Here is a 19,536-nt window from a genome sequence, read left to right on the forward strand (position 1 = left end):
TGAAAAGATCAGTTAAAAGTTCTTTGCTGAAATCGCAATGCGGTCGGGAAGAGAAAAAAAGGAAAAATAAATGTACAGACATACGCATTCCGAAGAAGGTATGTATTGAATATACACCTACCTGACCCATGCTTCAGATCGCGAAAGCATTGTCAATTCGGTAAAGGCAGGTCTCCTGACTTGTAACATTTTTACCATCCTTCCCATTCCAGGACTGGAACAGTGGATATTCTTGGGTAAAAACCTTTTTGTGTTACTTACAGTTGCGCGACAGCTCGTGATTTACACACGATTCCCTATTAATCTACAGCTAAGTAAAACCTCTTCCGGTTGATGAAGAAATAAAGTAAAGAACTTATCAGCTATAAAGGTAAGGAAAAATCTAACTCCCCTGGTATACCTTAAGGGGCAATAGGCAAGGAAAAACAGAATCTACTGCCTTCACCCAATGCGCTTTCTACCCAGATCTTTCCACTTTCTGCTTCGATAAAATCTTTAGAGATGGCCAGTCCCAATCCCGATCCGGACTTGTTATTGCCATCTGTAGGCACCTGGAAATACTTATCAAATAGTCTCTTCTGATAGATTTCCTCAATTCCTTTTCCAAAATCACGTACAGAAAACTCGATGTCTTCTGCATTTTCGATCACCTGAATCACCACTTTCGATTTCTCAGAACTGTAACGGAGTGCATTAGAGAGGAAGTTTACCAGTACCCAGGCTGTTTTTTCTACATCCACATTCACCTTGGGCAGGTTGTTCCTGCTGATCAGTTCCAGTTCAATGTTTTTCTGCTCTGCCTGAAAGCGTACAGAATCCATGGCATAGATCGCAATCTTGCGAGGGTCAGATTTCACGAAATTCAGCTGCAGGTTTCCGGTTTCTACCTGCGCCAGGTCCAGCAATTCACTCGTGATCTTTAGCAGGCGGCCGCAATCTTCGCGGATGTGTTGCACCAGTTCTTTCTGTTCTACATTCATCATCCCTACCCGCTCGTCGTCCATCAGCTTTAAGCTCATTTTAATGGAAGAAATCGGGGTTTTCAATTCATGAGATACCGTAGCGATAAAATTGGTCTTCGCTTCATCCAGCTCTTTAAACTGCGTGATATTTTTTAAGATGTATACCTCTCCTGCGGCTCTTGCCGTCTGGTTCATGGCCACATCCGTTTGCCCTTCGTAAACCGGCACCGTGATTTCCCTCTTTTCCAGCTGGAAATAAGATTCTTTATTGTCCGCGTAGATCTTCATGGCTTTCTCCGTCTGTTTGCCCTGAAGAATGCGGTTCAGCAAATCGTTCCTTTTCATTAACACTTCTGCATTCTGACCGACCACCGTTTCCCCGTCCAGGTTCAGCAGTTCTCCGGCAACCTTATTAAAAAAGAGAATTTCTTTCCGCTCATTCAAACCGATAATCGCATCCTGCATTTGCTCGATGATTGCTTCAATCCTTAATTTCTCCGATTGAATTTTAGAAAGGTTACTATTTTCCCATTTATTGAGTTCATGGGCCATGGCATTGAAAGATACAGCAAGTTCAGCAAATTCATCAGAACCATTAAATTCCAGGCGTTGTTTATAGTTTTTACGGCTGATTTCTCGGATCGCTTCTGAGAACTCCCTTAATGGATTGGCCACGAAACCCGGGAAATTAACGATAAAAGAAAACAGGATCAGAAAACAAATTGAAGCGGCAAAGATCACATACATGGCCGCTTTTTCTATCGCCTTTTGCGCATTGTCATTTTTGCGGACGATGGCATCCATATTCAGTTTATCGATATGTCTCAATTCTGACCTCAGTATAGTCACTGCCCCCTGCATATCAGACAAGCTGGAAGCAGCGTTGCTGATCTCTCCATAAGCTTTGCGCAAGGTTGCAACCGCTTCCCCCTCCCCTTTTTCTGTCACGTTCTTTCCTTCCAGTTCCAGGTAGTTTTCAAAATCTTTCTTTGCTGCTGCAGAAAAGGGCAGTTGATGTTCATCCAATACCGCACGCATATTGCTCGTATAGTTCAAGGTTTCATAATTATCCTTCAGGATCACTTTGGAACTCAGCGAGATTTTATTCATGTAAAACAAAGAAATTGCTCCAAAGAAGATAACCACCACGAATAGGAATCCGAATCCGAGGCGGAGTTTGGTTTTGATTTTCATGACTCTATTTATTAATACTTGTTTTTATATTTTAAAAGGGATACCCCTTGTATTTTCCTTATGTTATATGACCGGTTATGATAAAATCACCAGGTCCGTTTCTGTAGTAGAAATATGCTTCAGCAACTGGTTAAAGATTGCCGTTCGCATGATCACCTGAAAGAGGTTTAAATGCGGTTTTCCAATGCATATCGTTGTAATTTCTTTTTCATCTGCCATCTTTGTGATCGTGCCGGTAACATCATCACTCTTCACCTTAATCACCTCTGCACCCAGTTCGGTTGCCAGTTTGAAATTATTGATCAAATGGCGCTGCAAATCTAATTTAATTCTGTCACCACTTTCCTTACTATTCTGCACATATAACACAATCCATGGAGAACGGTAATAGGAAGCCAGCCTCGCTGTTTTACGGATCACAATCTTAGCGGTTTTATTGTTGGTGGAGATACAGGCCATAAAGCGTTCCTGACGCAGTTTAATTTGCTTGGGGATTTCGATACTGATCTTTCTTTCCACATGATGAGCCACTTCTTTTAGCGCCATTTCCCGCAATTGCAGGATCTTTTCCGATTGAAAAAAGTTGTCTAAGGCCCTGGAAATTTTGCTCTCATCATAGATCTTTCCGGCTTTCAGCCGATCGATCAGTTCATCGGCAGTTAAATCGATGTTTACAATTTCATCTGCCAGTTCTAATATCTTATCCGGAATCCTTTCTGTAATTGGAATTCCGGTGATCTTTTCGATCTCTTCATTCATGCTTTCCAGGTGCTGGATATTTACCGCCGAGATCACGCTGATCCCTGCTTCTAAAATATCGACTACATCCTGCCAGCGTTTGGTATTTTTACTACCTTCTATATTCGTATGGGCCAGTTCATCCACAATCACCACTTCCGGATGGATGTTGATGATGCCCTGCACATCCATTTCTTCCAGTTCTTTGCCCTTATAAAAGATCTTTCTTCTGGGAATCACCGGAACCCCAGCCAGAAGCGCATGCGTTTCCAGTCTGTTGTGGGTTTCGATATAGCCAATCTGCAGGTCTATTCCATTTTTTAAGAGTGCATGGGATTCCTGCAGCATTCTGTAGGTTTTGCCCACTCCTGCACTCATACCGATATACACCTTAAATTTCCCTCTCCTTGACCTTTTCACCAGATCAAGAAAATCTTTTACAGAACCTGACTTATTTTCTTCCATTGCTGTTTACCATTTAAGAATCACATAGTCCTTACTTACCAAATACCACAGCGCCGCAAGCAGCACTAAACCAACACTTAACAGGGGGATAAGTTTAATTGAACGTGTATTATAGTTTCTCTTTTCCATGAGGAGGATCATTATATTTTTTTATAGATACCTGTCATTCCGGGCTGCGCCTGATTGCGTTGTGATGGAATGATGTCCTGATCGCTTTCAGGTTCAGCACACCGGTCCGGAATGACAGGTAAATCTTTATCTGTTTTTAGAACGATACCGCAATACTTGCCGTCATTGCCGCATTATAATTTACTGCACTTTGTTCGCGAACAAAGATTTTATCTTTACTATCATAAACTTTTCCTTCCAGTCTGACTACCGCATTTGGGAATGGTGCATAATCCACATTCAGCGAATAACCAGTAGTTTTAAACCCGTTAGTTGTTCCTGTTGCTATAAAAACACCATTTTTATCCTGGTAATGTTCTACCCTGCCTGCCAGTGCCCAATTGCTGTTAAACCGATACTGAGCAATAGCTACAGGTGAAAACACTTCATTCTTCGCGGAACTTCCTTTGGCTTTCTGCTGCGTTCCGTAATCAATTCCAAGTGTTACACCAAAATGATCTGTGACCTGAAAAATTCCATATACATTATGGTAAAAACGACGGACACGAACAGAATCTGCACCTTCAGTTCCTAAGAAATTACTGTAGTTTACCGTAATTTTATCGGTAGGTTTCCAGGTTAACTGAACACCTCCCGCAGGCTGACTGTTTGCATTCTGACGGTTGATGCGCTGCCACCCATTCAGGTAAAGTGCTGTTGCCGTAAATTTACCATCATTGGTACCATAAGTAAGCTTAGCTCCGGATTCATAGTATGGTGTATTTTCCGAAGAGATGTTTCTGGTCAGTACCCAGCAATCTTTTGATACGGCACTTTCAAAACCGATATGAGAAGAGAAAATCCCCGCGTCGATCCAAAGGTTTGCGGTTTTAGAAATCTTGATCCCCGCGTTTGCTTCCAGCACATTTTTTAATACACCCGGCTCGGCCGCTAAATTCGCATTCGAATAGGTTCCTGCCATCAGTGCCACATTTGCTCTGATGTTTCCATTGTCGTAACTACCTTTGATAAATCCCAGGTTTAAGTTCACTTCGTTATGACGGTTATGGGAGTAGATAAATCCCGGTCTGTTGTTATCTGATGGTTTATTAAAGTCGTATCCATAGTAAGTTTCCAGGTAACCTGTTACTTTAATTTTAGATTCTTCCTGTCCGTAAGAGCATAGTGCAGTACCTAATACTGCTGATAATGTAAGTAGTTTCTTCATGTCAATTTTTATTCTTTTGTATCTTTTTTATTTCCCGTTTAGCTGCCTTTTCCAGATTCGGCAAACGCATCTGGATTGGGCAGCACCATCGGGCGGGGGGAATTATTTTTTCAACTCGTCAAGGGCAACATTCAGTTTTAGCACGTTCACTTTGGAAGGGCCAAATAAACCAAACAAAGGGCCTTCGGTATTTTTCACTACCGCCTCAGCTACTACTCGTTCGTCGAGCTTGCGGTACGCCGCTACTCTTTTGATCTGCATGATTGCTCCTGCTTCTGAAATGTCAGGGTCAAGACCACTACTGGAAGCGGTCACCATATCCGCAGGGATATCAGATTTTTTCAGGTAAGGGTGGTATTTTAGCAGCGTATCAATCCTTCCGGAAACATCTTTCAGATAATCTGCGTTTGATGGTCCTTTGTTAGAACCTCCTGAACCTGCTGCATTATAGCCTACGGCTGATGGTCTTCCCCAGAAATATTCCGGTTTGGTAAAGGACTGACCGATGAGCGCATAACCGACTACTTTACCATTTTTGGTTACTTTTTCACCACTTCCTTCACCCGGGGTAAATTTCCCTGCATAGGCGATGGCTAATGGATAGATGACACATAACAGTACCATAAGTACTCCTGTTAATCGTAGCGATTGTATGATGTATTTTTTCATGACTTTTTTTATTTATTTCAATGATCTTTTTCTATGAATCCGGCAACTAAGCCATCAAAGAAATCAACATGTCAATTAATTTTATTCCGATAAATGGAGCAATTACTCCTCCTATTCCATAAATAAGCAGGTTTCTGCGCAATAAGGCACTCGCACCAATTGGCTTGTAAGACACCCCGCGTAATGCAACCGGAATCAACAATGGAATCACGAGTGCATTGAAAATAACTGCCGACAGGATCGCTGTTTCCGGGCTGTGCAGGTTCATGATGTTCAGGCTGCGCAATGCCGGGATGGAGACGATAAACAAAGCCGGAACAATGGCGAAATATTTCGCCACATCATTGGCAATGGAAAAGGTAGTCAGCGTTCCCCTGGTGATCAGCAACTGTTTTCCGATCTCTACGATCTCAATCAGCTTGGTTGGATCATTGTCCAGGTCGACCATATTACCTGCTTCTTTAGCGGCTTGTGTCCCACTGTTCATGGCCACACCCACATCTGCCTGTGCAAGGGCTGGTGCATCATTTGTACCATCACCCATCATCGCTACCAGCTTACCTTGTGCCTGTTCTTCTTTGATATAGTTCATTTTATCCTCAGGCTTAGCCTCAGCAATAAAATCATCCACACCTGCTTTCTGAGCAATAAACTTAGCCGTCAAAGGATTATCTCCGGTTACCATCACCGTTTTCACACCCATTTTACGAAGGCGTTCAAAACGTTCACTGATGCCAGGTTTGATGATATCCTGTAGCTCTATAACGCCCAATGCTTTTTCATTTTCGGCCACTACGAGCGGCGTACCACCATTGCTGGCGATTCTTTTCACCTGCTCTTCGATGTCCATAGGAAAAGGATTTCCGGCAGTCAGCACGATATTGCGGATAGAATCAAAAGCACCTTTCCTGATTCTTCTGCCATCTGCAGTATCTAAACCACTGGACCTGGTTTCTGCGGTAAACTTGATGAATTTAGAACCTTCCGGTGCTGTAGTCATCAGTTTATCGTCTTGCGAAGCCGCCAGTTCTATGATCGATTTTCCTTCAGGTGTTTCGTCCGCTAAGGAACTCAATACACAAGCATCAGTAAAGCTTTTGATGATGATGCCTGCAGTAGGGTAAAAATTGGTCGCTTTACGGTTACCAATGGTGATTGTTCCTGTTTTATCCAGCAACAATACATCAATATCACCGGCAGTTTCTACCGCTTTACCTGATTTAGTGATCACATTGGCTCTCAATGCCCTGTCCATTCCGGCAATACCAATCGCGGAAAGTAAACCTCCGATGGTAGTTGGAATCAGGCAGACAAATAAAGAGATGAATGCAGCAATCGTAATTGGCGTATTTGAGTAATCTGCAAAAGGTTTCAAGGTGATACATACGATGATGAAAACCAGGGTAAAACCAGCCAGCAGGATCGTTAAAGCAATCTCATTCGGTGTTTTCTGACGGGAAGCACCTTCTACCAGCGCGATCATTTTATCCAGGAAGCTTTCCCCCGGCTGGGTGGTCACCTGAACTTTAATCTGATCTGAAAGCACTTTCGTACCACCTGTTACCGAAGATTTATCACCACCGGATTCGCGGATCACCGGAGCCGATTCTCCCGTAATGGCCGATTCATCAATCGTGGCAATTCCTTCGATGATCTCTCCGTCTGTAGGAATGGTATCTCCGGTTTCACAGATAAACACATCTCCTTTTTTCAATTGATTGGAAGAGCGGACTTCAATTTTTCCGTTGCTCAGCACTACTTTTGCGGGCGTTTCTTCTCTGGTTTTACGCAAGCTGTCTGCCTGTGCTTTACCTCTTGCCTCCGCAATTGCTTCTGCAAAATTGGCAAACAAGACGGTTAACAAGAGTACGATAAACACAATGAGGTTATATCCGAACGAACCCTGACTGCTGTTGCTTATAGAGTAAAGCGTAACGAACAGCATCACGAATGTTCCGATCTCCACGGTAAACATCACCGGGTTGCGGATCATCAAACGCGGATCAAGTTTGATAAACGATTGCTTTAATGCAGTATTCACTAAAGCAGGTTCAAATAATATATTAGATTTATTTTTCATCGAAATGTGTTATTTAATCAGGGTAAAATATTCAGCTACCGGGCCTAAAGTCAGCGCAGGGAAAAACGCTAGTGCAGCGATGATTACAATGACTACGAAAGTCATCATCCCAAAAGTTAACGTATCCGTTTTTAGGGTTCCTGCTGATTCCGGAATGTATTTTTTAGAAGCCAGTAATCCAGCGATGGCCACAGGCCCGATGATAGGAAGGAAACGTCCAAGGATCAGCACAAAACCTGTCAACACGTTCCAGAAGGTATTGTTATCGCCAAGCCCTTCAAAGCCTGAACCATTATTCGCAGCCGCTGAAGTGTTTTCATATAACATTTCAGAGAAACCATGGAATCCCGGGTTATTTAACCAGCTGGCCGGTTTCACTGCCCAGCTTGCATCCGGGAAATAAGTAATCGTATAAGCCGCCAATGCAGTTCCTACCAGGATAATAAAGGGATGCAATAAGGCAATGATTGAAGCAATCTTCACTTCCCGGGCCTCTACTTTATGTCCGAGGAATTCCGGTGTTCGCCCAACCATCAATCCGGAAATGAAAACTGCAATGATGATAAAGATAAAATAGTTCAGAATCCCGACTCCGCAACCTCCGTAGAAACAGTTCATCATCATGGCAATCATTTGATACATTCCAGTCAATGGCATCGCACTGTCGTGCATCGAATTAACAGAACCCGTAGAAATGATCGTGGTGACCGTGCTCCAATAGGCGGTAGCCGTAGGCCCAAACCTGACCTCTTTCCCTTCCATTGCTCCCGTTAACTGAGAAACACCCATTTTTGCAATCGCAGGACTGCCTCCGGTTTCACTGATAACGGTAGGAACAAGTAGGAGCATCATTCCCAGGGTCATGATCCCAAAGATCACCCAGGCCATTTTCTTCCTGCGGATAAAGTATCCAAAGGCAAAGATCATCGCCACTGGAATGATTACCTGAGAGATGGCTTCTGTCATATTGGTCAGGTAGTTTGGATTTTCTATCGGATGTGAGCTATTCACACCAAACCAGCCACCACCATTGGTACCAAGGTGTTTGATCGCTACGAAACCAGCAGCAGGGCCTCTGGATACATTTACCGTATCTCCCTGCAGGGAAATGTACTTGTCTTTACCCTCATAACTTGTTGTGGTACCATTAAAGGCTAAAATAATCGCTACCACTACAGATAGTGGTAATAATAAGCGGGTGATAGAACGGGTAAAGAATACCCAGAAGTTACCAAGACTAGTGGTTGTTTTATCCCTGAAGGCTTTAAACAGGACTACTGCAGCTGCAATTCCCGTAGCCGCGCTTACAAACTGTAAGAACATAAATACGAAGTGCTGCGTGAAGTAAGTTGCCCCGCTTTCTCCTGAATAATGTTGTAAATTACAGTTGACCACAAAGCTGATGATACTGTTAAAGGCAAGATCCGGCGACTGACCAAGGTTTCCATCTGGATTTAAAGGAAGTTTATCCTGATAGATCAGGGCAAAAAATCCGTATACCAACCAAACCATATTGATGGTCAACAGCGCTTTCATATGCTGTTTCCAGTTCATCGACTCTTCCGGATTAATTCCGGATAATTTATAAATACCCTTTTCAAGGGGTTTTAGAAAGTCTGTCCAGACTTTCTCACCTGCAAACATCTTTGCCAGATAAATACCTAGTGGTATTCCAATCAGCAAGGTCAGTCCGTAGGTGGCAATAATGCCAAGTAATTCAGTGTTCATAATAAATTAATTAAAATTTTTCAGGTTTAATCAGCACGTATACCATGTAGATAAATACTGCGATTGCGATAAGAAATAATGCGATCATAATTGTTAGATTTTTTCGAACCAGTCGATTGATTTGTAGAATACCCAGCACATCAGTAGCAGGGCGAGAAGTAGTGCGATTGTTAACATAAATTAGCTATTTTAGATAGCCATAGCCAATTGGCATACCAGAGAAAAGGCCAAAGACCTAAAACACTGATTACAAGCCAATAAATCAACAAAACAGGTAAATGCCAAAAATCATAAACAAAAAAACCCTTCCATTTTGGAAGGGTTTTTTATCATAATGAACGGTATTGCTTTTTTGCCTTAGCTGATCTTATACTCTTCCATTTTACGGTATAGGGTGGTCAGACCAATCCCCAATAACCTGGCGGTTTCCGTTTTATTACCTCTGGTATGTTTCAATACTTTATTGATATGCTGCTTTTCGATCACCTGCATCTTCATAGAATCTTCCTCCTGCGTCTCCGCATGAAACTCATAAGGCAGCAGGCTCGCGGTCACTATATTTCCATCGGCAAGGATGACCACCCTTTCCATTACATTTTTTAATTCCCTGATGTTTCCCTTCCAGACATGCTTCATCAGCAGTTCTGTAAAAGCATCATCCATGATAAAATCAGGTTTATTCACTTTGACAGCAAATTCTTTCAAATAATGCTTTGCAATCATCAGAATATCTGTTTTTCGCTGGGAAAGGTTGGGCAATTCAATAGAAAATACAGAAAGCCTGAAATAAAGGTCTAACCTAAACTTTCCTGCTTCCGCCTCATCTTTAAGGTTTCTGTTGGTTGCCGCAATGATCCTTACATTGACTTTACTCGTATGCGTATCCCCAACCTTAATAAAGGTTTGATTTTCCAGTACCCGCAACAGTTTCGCCTGAAGGTCGAGGTTCATCTCTCCGATCTCATCCAGGAAAAGGGTCCCTTCATTCGCTTCTTCCAGCAATCCTCTTTTGTCTTTCATGGCACCGGTAAAAGCACCCTGTTTGTATCCAAAGAGCTCACTTTCCAAAAGCTCCGGGTTAAAGCCGCTACAGTTCAGCGCCACAAATGGCTTCATCTTTCTCGGGCTTTCATAATGAATCGCCTGGGCAAAGACTTCTTTTCCCGTTCCGGTTTCCCCCAGTAACAAAACCGTAGTATCCGTTGCAGAAACTTTCTGCGCCAGATCGAGCGCTTCTTTCATCGCCTTCGACTGACCGAGAATACTCCCGAAACTGTGTTTTTTAATGATTTTATTTTCCAGATCATAAACCCTGCGCTGGAGTTTTACTTTATCCATCGCCTTATAGACCAATGGAATGATTTTATCGTTATCATCACCTTTGGTGATGTAATCAAAAGCGCCATTCCTCATCGCCATGACCCCATCCGAAATGGTCCCAAAGGCGGTAAGGTTGATCACTTCTACATAAGGTTTGATCTTTTTGATTTCTTTTACCAGCTCCACGCCATTGATATCGGGTAGCTTCACATCGCTGATCACTACGTCAACCTCCTGCGTGGTCAGGGTCTTCAGTCCCTCCTTTCCGGTATTTGCCTGAAACACCTTAAATCCCTCCAGTTCTATAATCCTCGCGAGGAGGCTACAGATTTTCTTTTCGTCGTCTATTATGAGGACCGTATCTTGCATAGCTGATAATTTAGACAATATTAATAATTATCTGAGACAAGTAGGTTTTTCTTCTTTCCATGATTGCTAAATAGGGATTCCAGCAGCCAGATATAAGTCGCGATTCCCTCCCTGATTTCCTCCACAAAGATATACTCATCCGCCATGTGCGACCTTGCAGAATCACCAGGCCCCATTTTCATGGATGGAACATCCAGCCAGCCCTGATCTGAACTGGTGGGCGAACAATAAGTGTGCTTTCCAATCTCTTTTCCAGCCATGACCAAAGGATGCTGCCCGTCAATAAAGGAAGGATTCATCACGTTTGGACGCACATTGATTTTACAGGTGGTATGGTTATAAATGGTGGTCAATATTTCTTTAGGTGTCCAGGAATGGGTAAAACGGATGTCCACGGTGAAATTACACTCTCCTGGAACAATGTTATGCTGTATTCCGGCGTTGACCTCGGTCACCGTCATTTTTACCGGGCTCTGTAAATCCCCTTCAATGGGAAAGATAAAACCGGCAAACCATTGCATATCGGCAAAGGCTTTATAGATCGCATTGTCCCCTTCTTCCCTTGCAGCATGCCCGGGCTTACCATAGCTGATACAATCCAGCACCATGGATCCTTTCTCTGCAACTGCCATTTCCATTTGTGTAGGTTCACCCACAATAGCAAAAGCGATGTTCTGAAGTTCCGGAAGGATACATTTCAATCCTCTCTCTCCGGAAGTTTCTTCCTCAGCGGTTGCTGCAAAACAAAGGTTGTAAGGCAGGTCTGTAAATTCATGGAAATGAAGAAAAGCCGCCATTAAAGAAACGAGGCAGCCCCCTGCATCATTGCTTCCCAGTCCATGTAGTTTCCCATCTTTGATAAAAGGATGAAAAGGATCATTTTGATACGCTTTTGATGGCTTTACCGTATCGTGATGAGAATTGAGTAAAAGGGTTGGTTTTGAGGGATCGAAATTTCTGTTGTAACACCAGATGTTATTGAATTTCCTAAAGGTGAACACATCGTGATGGATCAGAAAGGATTCGATCTGATCAGCAGTATTCACCTCTTCAGTACTGAATGAGGGCGTAGAGATTAATTTTCTGAGCAACTGGAGCGGGTCTTCAGTTAATGTATATAAGTCGGGCAAACTGCCGGCGCTTTTAATGGAATTGGGATTCATATGCTTTTTGATTGATGATTTGATTTGATTTGTTGACTTGACTTGACTTGACTTGACTTGACTTGACTTGACTTGACTTGACTTGACGATTTCATGATTTAATTTGAAAATTTGACTTAGTCAATTGATTTAAAAAAGTATTGCTGACCCGTTAATTGGTTTTAGAAAGGTACCGCTGATAAGATTCAACAGGCATCGACAGCTCTTGTTCCCTTTGTACTTTTTCCGGATCGAATAACATTGCAGTACATAAACAATTGCATTTTTTCTTGCCTTCAAGGATGTCGTAATTCACACAGCTTTTACAACCTTCCCAGAAGGACGCATCTTTTGTAATCTCCGCAAAGGTGACAGGTTCAAAGCCCAACTGAGTGTTCATCTTCATAATGGCAATGCCTGAAGTAATACTGAAGATTTTTGCATTGGGATACCTTCTCCTTGACATCCTGAAGATCCTGTCCTTAATAGCCCTGGCCACTCCTGTTTTACGGAATTTCGGGGAAACAATAAGCCCCGAATTGGAGATGAAATTTCCGTTCTCCCAGATTTCAAAATAAGCGAAACCTACCCATTCCCCGGCAGTAGTCACCGCGATCACTGCTTTCTCATCCCTGATTTTCTGAGCCAGAGATTCCGGGCTGCGTTTTGAAATTCCAGATCCCCTGGCAATAGCAGAGGATTCCGTTTCCTGAATTATTTCATCGACGTATTTTATATCATTTATGGTAGCAATACGCACAAAGATCATTGGATTTTCCATTGTTAAATTATTTTACCGGAGCTCTGTTCAAACCGGGTGCCCAATCGGGCCAAAAAGAAGAAAACACGCTGTGAATATTAACTGAGCGTGGAATAATAATTTCATGACGCTATTGTGGCAATAGTGAACCTTATCAAAATGGCAGGGTTAATTTCATTTTAGCTACCTTTGGCGGATTCAATAATAATAAAATTATGAAGCTGAACTTTTCCCTCCCGTTATCGTTTTTATTTGCGCTCGCAATCTTTGTTTCTTCTTGCCAGAACAACAAAAAATTACCAATCCTTGGCCCCAGAGAAGCGGTATCCGTTAAAAATGAAGATGGTTCCATGGGCGTAGATACCGTGTATCAGACCATTCCTGCATTTCGTTTCTTAAACCAGGATAGTGTTTACATTACGAACGATCAGTTCAAAGACAAAATCTATATTGCCGACTTCTTTTTCACTTCCTGCACCACGATCTGCCCAACGATGCACAGGAATATGAAAACCATATTTGAAAAATATAAAGACAATCCGGAGGTGATGTACCTTTCACATACCATCGATTTTAAATACGATAAACCTTCAGTATTGAAAAAATACGCAGAGAAACTTGGTGTAGATGGCAATAAATGGCAATTTGTATACGGTTCAAAAGATAGCGTATATCAGCTGGCAGAACGCAATTACCTTGTGGCTGTGATGGAAGATACTACTGCAAGGGACGGTTACATTCACCAGGGATGGCTGGTTCTGATTGATAAGCAAAAACGCATTCGCGGTGCTTATGATGGAACAGACCCAAAACAGGTAGAACAACTGACGAAAGATATTCCTGTGTTACTTGCTGAAGATAAAAAATAACCATGCGAAAACTACTCATCAGTACCATTGTCTTATTTACCCTGCTCACGATGATCTACTCTTGCCAGAGTGCAGATCAGGTAAAACAAGACATCTATTATACCAATGGCCGGGACTATTACATCAAATATTGCCAGAATTGCCATGGAGCCAAAGGTGAAGGCCTGGGTGCTTTAGCCCCTCCCCTGACCGACAGCGTATTTTTAAAAGAAAACAAACAGAAATTAGCCTGCTACATCAAAAACGGAATGAGCGAGGCCATTACCATCCATGGTCAGAAATATGAAGGTAAAATGCCGGATTTTCAAACCCTGGCTGCAATAGATATCGCGCAGATTGTCGTTTACATTACCAACTCTTTCGGGAATAAACAAGGGATGTATACTTTGGAACAAACCTCCAGCGATCTGAAAAACTGCAAATAATTCTTGCTTTAAAAGCAACAAATCTCATCTCATGGGGGCTGATTAAGCCCCTTCAGCAAGCCCAGGCTGAATATCACTAAAAATATTACAAATGCTATCCTCCCGAAAAACAGAGTTTTTCCATGGATAATAACGTTTTAGCATTTCATAGTTCTTAAAAACGAGCTGCAGAAAATTCTATAGTCTTTATTTATTTCATAATAATGTAAAAGATTCTACATAATATTGTTTACACACACAAATGAGATCATTATGAGTTCCAACCCACTAACCATGGACTAAAGACGCATTGATGATTTTTTAAAAATCTATCAAATGAAAAAATCATTGTTACTATTTGTAGCGATGGTGACTGGTATGGTCGCCAACGCTCAGTATGAGAATGCCAAACAGGTGTTCAACAGTCCAAAACTGCAGGAAGCAGTTAAAACCCACAAATTGGTGGCTATTTTACCTTTCGAGGTAAAGATGACCTACAAAAAGCAACCCCGGGATTTCGATCTGGAAACCAACCGGGAGAAGGAAAGAGAAAAGGCTTACTCTATTCAGTCCAGCATCTACACTTTCCTGCTTCGTAAAGCCTCAAAGTATACCGTAGAATTTCAGGACGTGGAAAAAACGAACGTGCTGTTAAAGAAAGCAGGAATGACGGACAAATTGGGAGAATTTACCAAAGATGAGATCGCTAAAGCGCTGAATGTAGATGCGGTCATCGCCGGTAAGTTCGAAGCAGAACAGTCAAAATCAGAAGCAGGAGCCATTGTAACCACCGTATTATTTGGAGGAATGGGAAGCAAAACCGGTTCCGGTGCATTGACGATGATGGTCAACGACGGGCCTTCCGGAGATTTATTATGGAGGTTCTTCAAAAGCATGAACGACGATGTATTCAGCTCCAGTGATGAGCTCATCGACCGGATGATGAGAAAAGTTTCCAGAAACTTCCCTTATACGAAGTAATTATTTTAATACCCCTGAATTGGTTTGGTGGTTCAGTTTCTCCCCCCCTAAACGAATCACCAGCCAATTCTCATCTTCTTAATCCGACGATAAAGCAATCCTGCTTATGATTGCTTCATCATCATTAAAACATATTCCAATGAAAAGGATCTTTTTATTTTTAATCGCAATGAGCATCGGTATGATGGCCCATGCACAATTCGGTTTTCCTGCCAGGACAAAACAGGTATACACCAGTCCTGATCTTAAAAAAGCAATGAAGAATTATAAAACAATTGCCATTTTACCTGTAGGAACTCAATTAAGCTTTAAAAGCCAGGTTCCATACCTCAACGAAAGAAATCAGGCAATTGAAAATACCGGATTGGCCAATCAGTCCAGACTATATAGTTATATCTTACCCAAATCCCATCGGATGAAAGTAGAAATTCAGGACATTGAAAAAACCAATCTCTTACTGCTGAAATCAGAAATGAGCAGCAGGCTGGACCAGTATACCAAAGAGGAAATTGCAAAAATTCTGGGTGTAGATGCCATCCTATCCGGCCTTTATGAAAGTTATGCTTTTATTAGAGAGGGCCAGATGAAGATCGATACTGCTTCACTCTCGATAAAGATGCCAGGTACCTCAACTGTAGTTAAGAATACACTTACGCTTGTACTTTATGACGGGCAAACCGGAAAACAAATGTGGAGGTTCTACGATCACGATGAACAATACACTTATATATCCGATTATTTAATAGAACAAGCGGTAAGAAGTCTGCCTTTTATTCGATAAACGCTGTTTTTTTATATCTTTGCAACGTAAAAAATGCAAGCCGTTCTATCGCTGCGATTTATCGGAGAGGAAAGTCCGGGCAACACAGAGCATCCCGCTTCCTAACGGGAAGAGGCTTAGGGTTGAAAACCTGAGTTATGGAAAGTGCCGCAGAAAACATACCGCCGATGGCTGTAAAGCACAGGTAAGGTTGAAAACGTGAGGTAAGAGCTCACGAGTATTCCGGGCAACCGGATTGCTGGTAAACCCCGGGAGTTGAAAGACCAAATAGGCTAACGCATGTAGGGCTGCTCGTCCGATGTTAGCGGGTAGGTCGTTAGAGATAAATGGCAACATTTATAGTGGATTAATGGTAGAAATTCTGAGCAATCAGTTTACAGAACCCGGCTTACAGGCTTGCATTTTTTATTTTATCACTCCTTGTTGATAAAAGTAATATATTCGTATCTAATAAAAATGATGAGCACTACCTATGGCAAAATTATTAATAATTGATGATGAACGGGCAATAAGAAGCACTTTACGCGAAATCTTAGAGTATGAAAACTACGATGTTGACGATATTGATAATGGTGTAGACGGTTTAGAACTGATTAAGAAAAAGAAATTCGACCTGGTATTATGTGATATCAAGATGAATAAAATGGACGGAATGGAAGTGCTGGAACAGGCACTGGCCTATAGTCCCGATCTTCCTTTCATCATGATCTCCGGTCATGGAACAGTTGAAACCGCTATCGAAGCCAGCAAAAAAGGAGCCTTTGACTTCATCTCCAAACCGCCTGACTTAAACAGGCTGCTGATTACCGTAAGAAATGCGCTCGACAGAGGTACATTGGTTACTGAAACTAAAGTCCTTAAAAGAAGAGCAAGTAAAACAAGAGATATATTAGGCAGCTCCGAAAGCATTGGAAAGATCAAAGAAACCATTGAACGTGTTGCCCCTACTGATGCCCGTGTATTAATTACCGGTGCAAATGGTAGTGGTAAAGAACTTGTTGCAAGGTGGTTACATGAGAAATCTAACCGTGCGGACAGCCCTTTAATAGAAGTAAACTGTGCTGCAATCCCCTCAGAACTTATTGAAAGTGAACTATTTGGTCATGAGAAAGGGTCTTTTACCTCTGCCGTAAAACAAAGGATTGGTAAATTTGAACTGGCAAACGGCGGAACACTTTTTCTGGATGAGATTGGCGACATGAGCCTTTCTGCACAGGCAAAGGTATTGCGTGCTCTACAGGAACACAAAATCAGCCGTGTAGGCGGCGAGAAAGAACTGGAAGTGAACGTGAGGGTACTTGCAGCAACCAACAAGGACCTGCTGAAAGAAATCGAAGACGGCAACTTCCGGATGGACTTGTACCACCGCTTAAATGTAATCAATATCCATGTTCCTCATTTAACGGAACGTGTGGAAGATATCCCGGAGATTGCGCAAAACTTTCTGGAGGAAATCTGTAAAGATTACGGCATGCCGGTTAAAAAGATCGGTGATGCGGCAATGGCGGCACTTCAGGCTTTACCCTGGACAGGAAATGTCCGCGAGCTGCACAATATGATTGAGCGTTTAATCATCCTGAGCGACAAAGCCATTACAGAACATGATGTTGCTGCATTTGCAAATCCTGGTGGAGGAACAAATATCGGCGCTGCACACAGCTCATCGGCTAGTACCGTTACACGTACGGCAACGCCAAACTACGATAACTTCAATAATTTCCAGGATTATAAGGATTATGCAGAAAAAGAATTCATCAAATTCAAACTGGAAAAGAACAACTGGAATGTTTCCAAAACTGCCGATGACATTGACATTCAGCGCAGTCACCTTTACAGTAAGATTGAGAAATTCGGATTAAAAAGATCCACAGAATAAAGATACAAGACCTACGAAAAAGCCAACTTCCTGAAGTTGGCTTTTTTTATGATCAAACATTTTCTCTATTCCATATAATCCGCCTGCCTGCTCAGCAATGCGCGATACTTGTTGAAGATCGCTGTTTTAGAAACAAAGCCAATGTACTTGTCCTGATGATTTAAAACGGGCAATAACCAGGCATTTTCCTTTTCCATTTTCTGCAATACGATTTTCATCGGATCATCAAGGTGTAAAGTATCCGGAGCGGCAACCATTAATTCTTCTACCTTAATTTCCTGCTGATCCGTATGGTTAATGCCTTTCTTCAGCACATCCTCTACATAAATCAAGCCTTTAAAACACAAGTCCTCCCCTCCGATCACCGGAAAAAGATTTCTTTTAGATTGCAGAATTTCGTTTAACCTTTCAGCAATGACATCGTCTTCATTCAGCACCAGGTAATCACGTTCTACCAGGTATTTCAATTTCATCATGTTCAATACCGTAGTGTCTTTATCTTCATGAGAAGAGAGCTCCCCTTTCTCTGCCAGTGGCTTGGTATAAATAGAATACTTGTTTGCACTGCGGTTGATCAGGTAAGAAATTGCCGAAGTGATCATCAAAGGAACCATTAAGACATAACCACCTGTAATTTCCGCAATCAGGAAGATCCCGGTCAGCGGTGCATGCATAATGGCACTTAATGAGGCGGCCATTCCTGCAACAATAAAGTTGGCCACATTCAAATGAGCGATTCCAAGCGTATTGACTGTATAAGCGACCATAAATCCCATTAACCCGCCCATAATCAGACTTGGCGCAAAAATTCCTCCGTTCCCACCAGCACCCAAAGTAATCAGTGTGGCGGCAGATTTAGCGAAAAGTGTGATCAATGTAAACAACAACACCACCCATGGCAGGTTACTATAAGAAGAAAAGATGCTGTTATTGATAACCGCAAAGTAATTTCCCCCTAACAGATTCTTAATCGTAATGTAACCTTCCCCGTATAAAGTAGGGAATAAAAACACGAGTAATCCGAGCATCAAACCACCCAATACGACTTTCTTATAAGGGTGGTTGATCTTGTAAAAGAAGCCTTTGATGAAGCTGTTTGCCTTGGTAAAATAGATGGAAAAGAAACCAATTAAAACAGCCAGGATCACATAATAGATCAGGGCATCCATTTTCCATCCTTCGGTAACGAGGAAGAACAGTTGCTCATTGTAAAATAACCTTGCGACTACCGCTGCTGTAGCAGAAGCAAGCAACAAAGGAATAAAGGCCGGAATCGTGAACTCAGGCAACAGAATTTCAATAGCGAACACAATCCCTGCAATCGGACTGTTAAATGCACCAGCGATCCCCGCAGCAGCACCACAGGCCAGCAACATGGTGGTCTCCCGGTAAGATAAACCGAGAAAACGGCCAACTACTGAACCAATCCCGGCACCACTCGTTACAATCGGCGCTTCCAAACCTGTCGATCCACCAAAACCAACGGTCATGGCGGCAGTAATGATCTGGGAATAAATGTTATGAGGCTCTACCTTACTTGATTTTCTGGAAATGGTATACAATAAAGGGGTTAAACCGGTTTCAAACTTTCCCTTTCTAATGAACCTGCGGACATACATGACCGACAATAAGATCCCTATAAAAGGAAAGAAGAAAAATAGATAATACTTGTATTCCCAATGAAATCCTGTTTGCAGGAAATCCTCAATATGGTGTGTGATGGTCTTCAGCAGTGATGCAGCAAGCCCGGCAAGAACGCCGACAATCAGTGCTGCAATCACTAAAAAGTTTCTGTTTGAAATCTTCGTCCTCCGGTATTGGTTAATTGCGTCTACATAATTTACCAGCCGTACGTACATATC

General features: G+C 42.3%; 16 protein-coding genes, 1 other RNA gene and 1 riboswitch. Of the genes, 6 read left to right on the top strand and 11 right to left on the bottom strand.

Annotated features, from left to right (window positions below; genetic code table 11):
• Nucleotides 1-148 precede the first annotated feature (148 nt).
• Nucleotides 149-340: riboswitch (cobalamin riboswitch) on the bottom strand.
• 61 nt (nucleotides 341-401) lie between these two features.
• The 10 genes from BLQ87_RS21225 to BLQ87_RS21270 all read right to left on the bottom strand — a co-directional run bounded on the left by BLQ87_RS21225 (nucleotide 402) and on the right by BLQ87_RS21270 (nucleotide 12,784).
• The gene (locus tag BLQ87_RS21225; protein WP_074610706.1) at nucleotides 402-2,156 is read right to left on the bottom strand and encodes a HAMP domain-containing sensor histidine kinase; all 1,755 of its coding nucleotides are present in this window, start codon (nucleotides 2,154-2,156) and stop codon (nucleotides 402-404) included.
• A 75-nt stretch (nucleotides 2,157-2,231) separates the two neighbouring features.
• A complete protein-coding gene (locus BLQ87_RS21230; RefSeq protein ID WP_074610708.1) occupies nucleotides 2,232-3,359 on the bottom strand; it encodes a sensor protein KdpD in 1,128 nt (375 codons plus the stop codon).
• 265 nt (nucleotides 3,360-3,624) lie between these two features.
• On the bottom strand, nucleotides 3,625-4,695 hold the full coding sequence (locus tag BLQ87_RS21235) for a porin (RefSeq protein WP_074610709.1): 1,071 nt from the start codon (nucleotides 4,693-4,695) through the stop codon (nucleotides 3,625-3,627).
• A 102-nt stretch (nucleotides 4,696-4,797) separates the two neighbouring features.
• Complete coding sequence (locus tag BLQ87_RS21240; RefSeq protein WP_074610712.1) at nucleotides 4,798-5,364, bottom strand: K(+)-transporting ATPase subunit C; 567 nt, start codon at nucleotides 5,362-5,364, stop codon at nucleotides 4,798-4,800.
• A gap of 46 nt (nucleotides 5,365-5,410) precedes the next feature.
• Nucleotides 5,411-7,444: a potassium-transporting ATPase subunit KdpB gene (gene kdpB / locus BLQ87_RS21245; protein ID WP_143010512.1), complete on the bottom strand. Its 2,034-nt coding sequence runs from the start codon at nucleotides 7,442-7,444 to the stop codon at nucleotides 5,411-5,413.
• Between the two features lie 9 nt (nucleotides 7,445-7,453).
• Nucleotides 7,454-9,172, bottom strand: a complete 1,719-nt coding sequence (gene kdpA / locus BLQ87_RS21250; protein WP_074610716.1) for a potassium-transporting ATPase subunit KdpA — start codon at nucleotides 9,170-9,172, stop codon at nucleotides 7,454-7,456.
• Nucleotides 9,173-9,182: 10 nt separating this feature from the next.
• Nucleotides 9,183-9,260, bottom strand: coding sequence for a potassium-transporting ATPase subunit F (locus tag BLQ87_RS33580; protein WP_073235656.1), 78 nt, complete (start codon nucleotides 9,258-9,260; stop codon nucleotides 9,183-9,185).
• A 269-nt stretch (nucleotides 9,261-9,529) separates the two neighbouring features.
• Nucleotides 9,530-10,861 (bottom strand): sigma-54-dependent transcriptional regulator, encoded by a 1,332-nt coding sequence (locus tag BLQ87_RS21260; protein WP_074610718.1) that lies wholly within the window; start codon nucleotides 10,859-10,861, stop codon nucleotides 9,530-9,532.
• Nucleotides 10,862-10,881: 20 nt separating this feature from the next.
• Nucleotides 10,882-12,024, bottom strand: coding sequence for a M20/M25/M40 family metallo-hydrolase (locus BLQ87_RS21265; RefSeq protein ID WP_074610720.1), 1,143 nt, complete (start codon nucleotides 12,022-12,024; stop codon nucleotides 10,882-10,884).
• Nucleotides 12,025-12,175: 151 nt separating this feature from the next.
• A complete protein-coding gene (locus BLQ87_RS21270; protein ID WP_074610722.1) occupies nucleotides 12,176-12,784 on the bottom strand; it encodes a GNAT family N-acetyltransferase in 609 nt (202 codons plus the stop codon).
• A 194-nt stretch (nucleotides 12,785-12,978) separates the two neighbouring features.
• Between BLQ87_RS21270 and BLQ87_RS21275 the strand changes: the two genes are divergently transcribed.
• The 6 genes from BLQ87_RS21275 (at nucleotide 12,979) to BLQ87_RS21300 (ending at nucleotide 17,674) form a co-directional block, all read left to right on the top strand.
• Nucleotides 12,979-13,632, top strand: a complete 654-nt coding sequence (locus BLQ87_RS21275) for an SCO family protein (RefSeq protein ID WP_074610724.1) — start codon at nucleotides 12,979-12,981, stop codon at nucleotides 13,630-13,632.
• Between the two features lie 2 nt (nucleotides 13,633-13,634).
• Nucleotides 13,635-14,057, top strand: coding sequence for a c-type cytochrome (locus tag BLQ87_RS21280; RefSeq protein WP_074610727.1), 423 nt, complete (start codon nucleotides 13,635-13,637; stop codon nucleotides 14,055-14,057).
• 315 nt (nucleotides 14,058-14,372) lie between these two features.
• A complete protein-coding gene (locus BLQ87_RS21285) occupies nucleotides 14,373-15,017 on the top strand; it encodes a hypothetical protein (RefSeq protein WP_074610729.1) in 645 nt (214 codons plus the stop codon).
• Between the two features lie 139 nt (nucleotides 15,018-15,156).
• Nucleotides 15,157-15,798, top strand: a complete 642-nt coding sequence (locus BLQ87_RS21290; protein ID WP_074610732.1) for a hypothetical protein — start codon at nucleotides 15,157-15,159, stop codon at nucleotides 15,796-15,798.
• 32 nt (nucleotides 15,799-15,830) lie between these two features.
• An RNA gene (rnpB, locus tag BLQ87_RS21295) (RNase P RNA component class A) lies at nucleotides 15,831-16,205 on the top strand.
• A 65-nt stretch (nucleotides 16,206-16,270) separates the two neighbouring features.
• Entirely contained in the window at nucleotides 16,271-17,674 is a 1,404-nt protein-coding gene (locus BLQ87_RS21300) for a sigma-54-dependent transcriptional regulator (protein ID WP_074610734.1), read from the top strand.
• A gap of 65 nt (nucleotides 17,675-17,739) precedes the next feature.
• Here BLQ87_RS21300 and BLQ87_RS21305 read toward each other — a convergent pair whose 3' ends face one another.
• Nucleotides 17,740-19,533, bottom strand: coding sequence for a chloride channel protein (locus BLQ87_RS21305; RefSeq protein ID WP_074610736.1), 1,794 nt, complete (start codon nucleotides 19,531-19,533; stop codon nucleotides 17,740-17,742).
• Nucleotides 19,534-19,536 lie beyond the last annotated feature (3 nt).

The sequence above is a fragment of the Pedobacter steynii genome, assembly GCF_900103665.1.
Classification (GTDB): domain Bacteria; phylum Bacteroidota; class Bacteroidia; order Sphingobacteriales; family Sphingobacteriaceae; genus Pedobacter; species Pedobacter steynii.

Excerpts from the sequence above, each read along its gene's own strand:
- BLQ87_RS21260 (WP_074610718.1), bottom strand. The coding sequence starts at position 10,861 with ATGCAAGATACGGTCCTCATAATAGACGACGAAAAGAAAATCTGTAGC.
- kdpA (WP_074610716.1), bottom strand. The coding sequence starts at position 9,172 with ATGAACACTGAATTACTTGGCATTATTGCCACCTACGGACTGACCTTG.
- kdpB (WP_143010512.1), bottom strand. The coding sequence starts at position 7,444 with ATGAAAAATAAATCTAATATATTATTTGAACCTGCTTTAGTGAATACT.
- BLQ87_RS21270 (WP_074610722.1), bottom strand. The coding sequence starts at position 12,784 with ATGGAAAATCCAATGATCTTTGTGCGTATTGCTACCATAAATGATATA.
- BLQ87_RS21275 (WP_074610724.1), top strand. The coding sequence starts at position 12,979 with ATGAAGCTGAACTTTTCCCTCCCGTTATCGTTTTTATTTGCGCTCGCA.
- BLQ87_RS21300 (WP_074610734.1), top strand. The coding sequence starts at position 16,271 with ATGGCAAAATTATTAATAATTGATGATGAACGGGCAATAAGAAGCACT.
- BLQ87_RS21230 (WP_074610708.1), bottom strand. The coding sequence starts at position 3,359 with ATGGAAGAAAATAAGTCAGGTTCTGTAAAAGATTTTCTTGATCTGGTG.
- BLQ87_RS21305 (WP_074610736.1), bottom strand. The coding sequence starts at position 19,533 with ATGTACGTACGGCTGGTAAATTATGTAGACGCAATTAACCAATACCGG.
- BLQ87_RS33580 (WP_073235656.1), bottom strand. The coding sequence starts at position 9,260 with ATGATCGCATTATTTCTTATCGCAATCGCAGTATTTATCTACATGGTA.
- BLQ87_RS21265 (WP_074610720.1), bottom strand. The coding sequence starts at position 12,024 with ATGAATCCCAATTCCATTAAAAGCGCCGGCAGTTTGCCCGACTTATAT.
- BLQ87_RS21280 (WP_074610727.1), top strand. The coding sequence starts at position 13,635 with ATGCGAAAACTACTCATCAGTACCATTGTCTTATTTACCCTGCTCACG.
- BLQ87_RS21240 (WP_074610712.1), bottom strand. The coding sequence starts at position 5,364 with ATGAAAAAATACATCATACAATCGCTACGATTAACAGGAGTACTTATG.
- BLQ87_RS21285 (WP_074610729.1), top strand. The coding sequence starts at position 14,373 with ATGAAAAAATCATTGTTACTATTTGTAGCGATGGTGACTGGTATGGTC.
- BLQ87_RS21225 (WP_074610706.1), bottom strand. The coding sequence starts at position 2,156 with ATGAAAATCAAAACCAAACTCCGCCTCGGATTCGGATTCCTATTCGTG.
- BLQ87_RS21290 (WP_074610732.1), top strand. The coding sequence starts at position 15,157 with ATGAAAAGGATCTTTTTATTTTTAATCGCAATGAGCATCGGTATGATG.
- BLQ87_RS21235 (WP_074610709.1), bottom strand. The coding sequence starts at position 4,695 with ATGAAGAAACTACTTACATTATCAGCAGTATTAGGTACTGCACTATGC.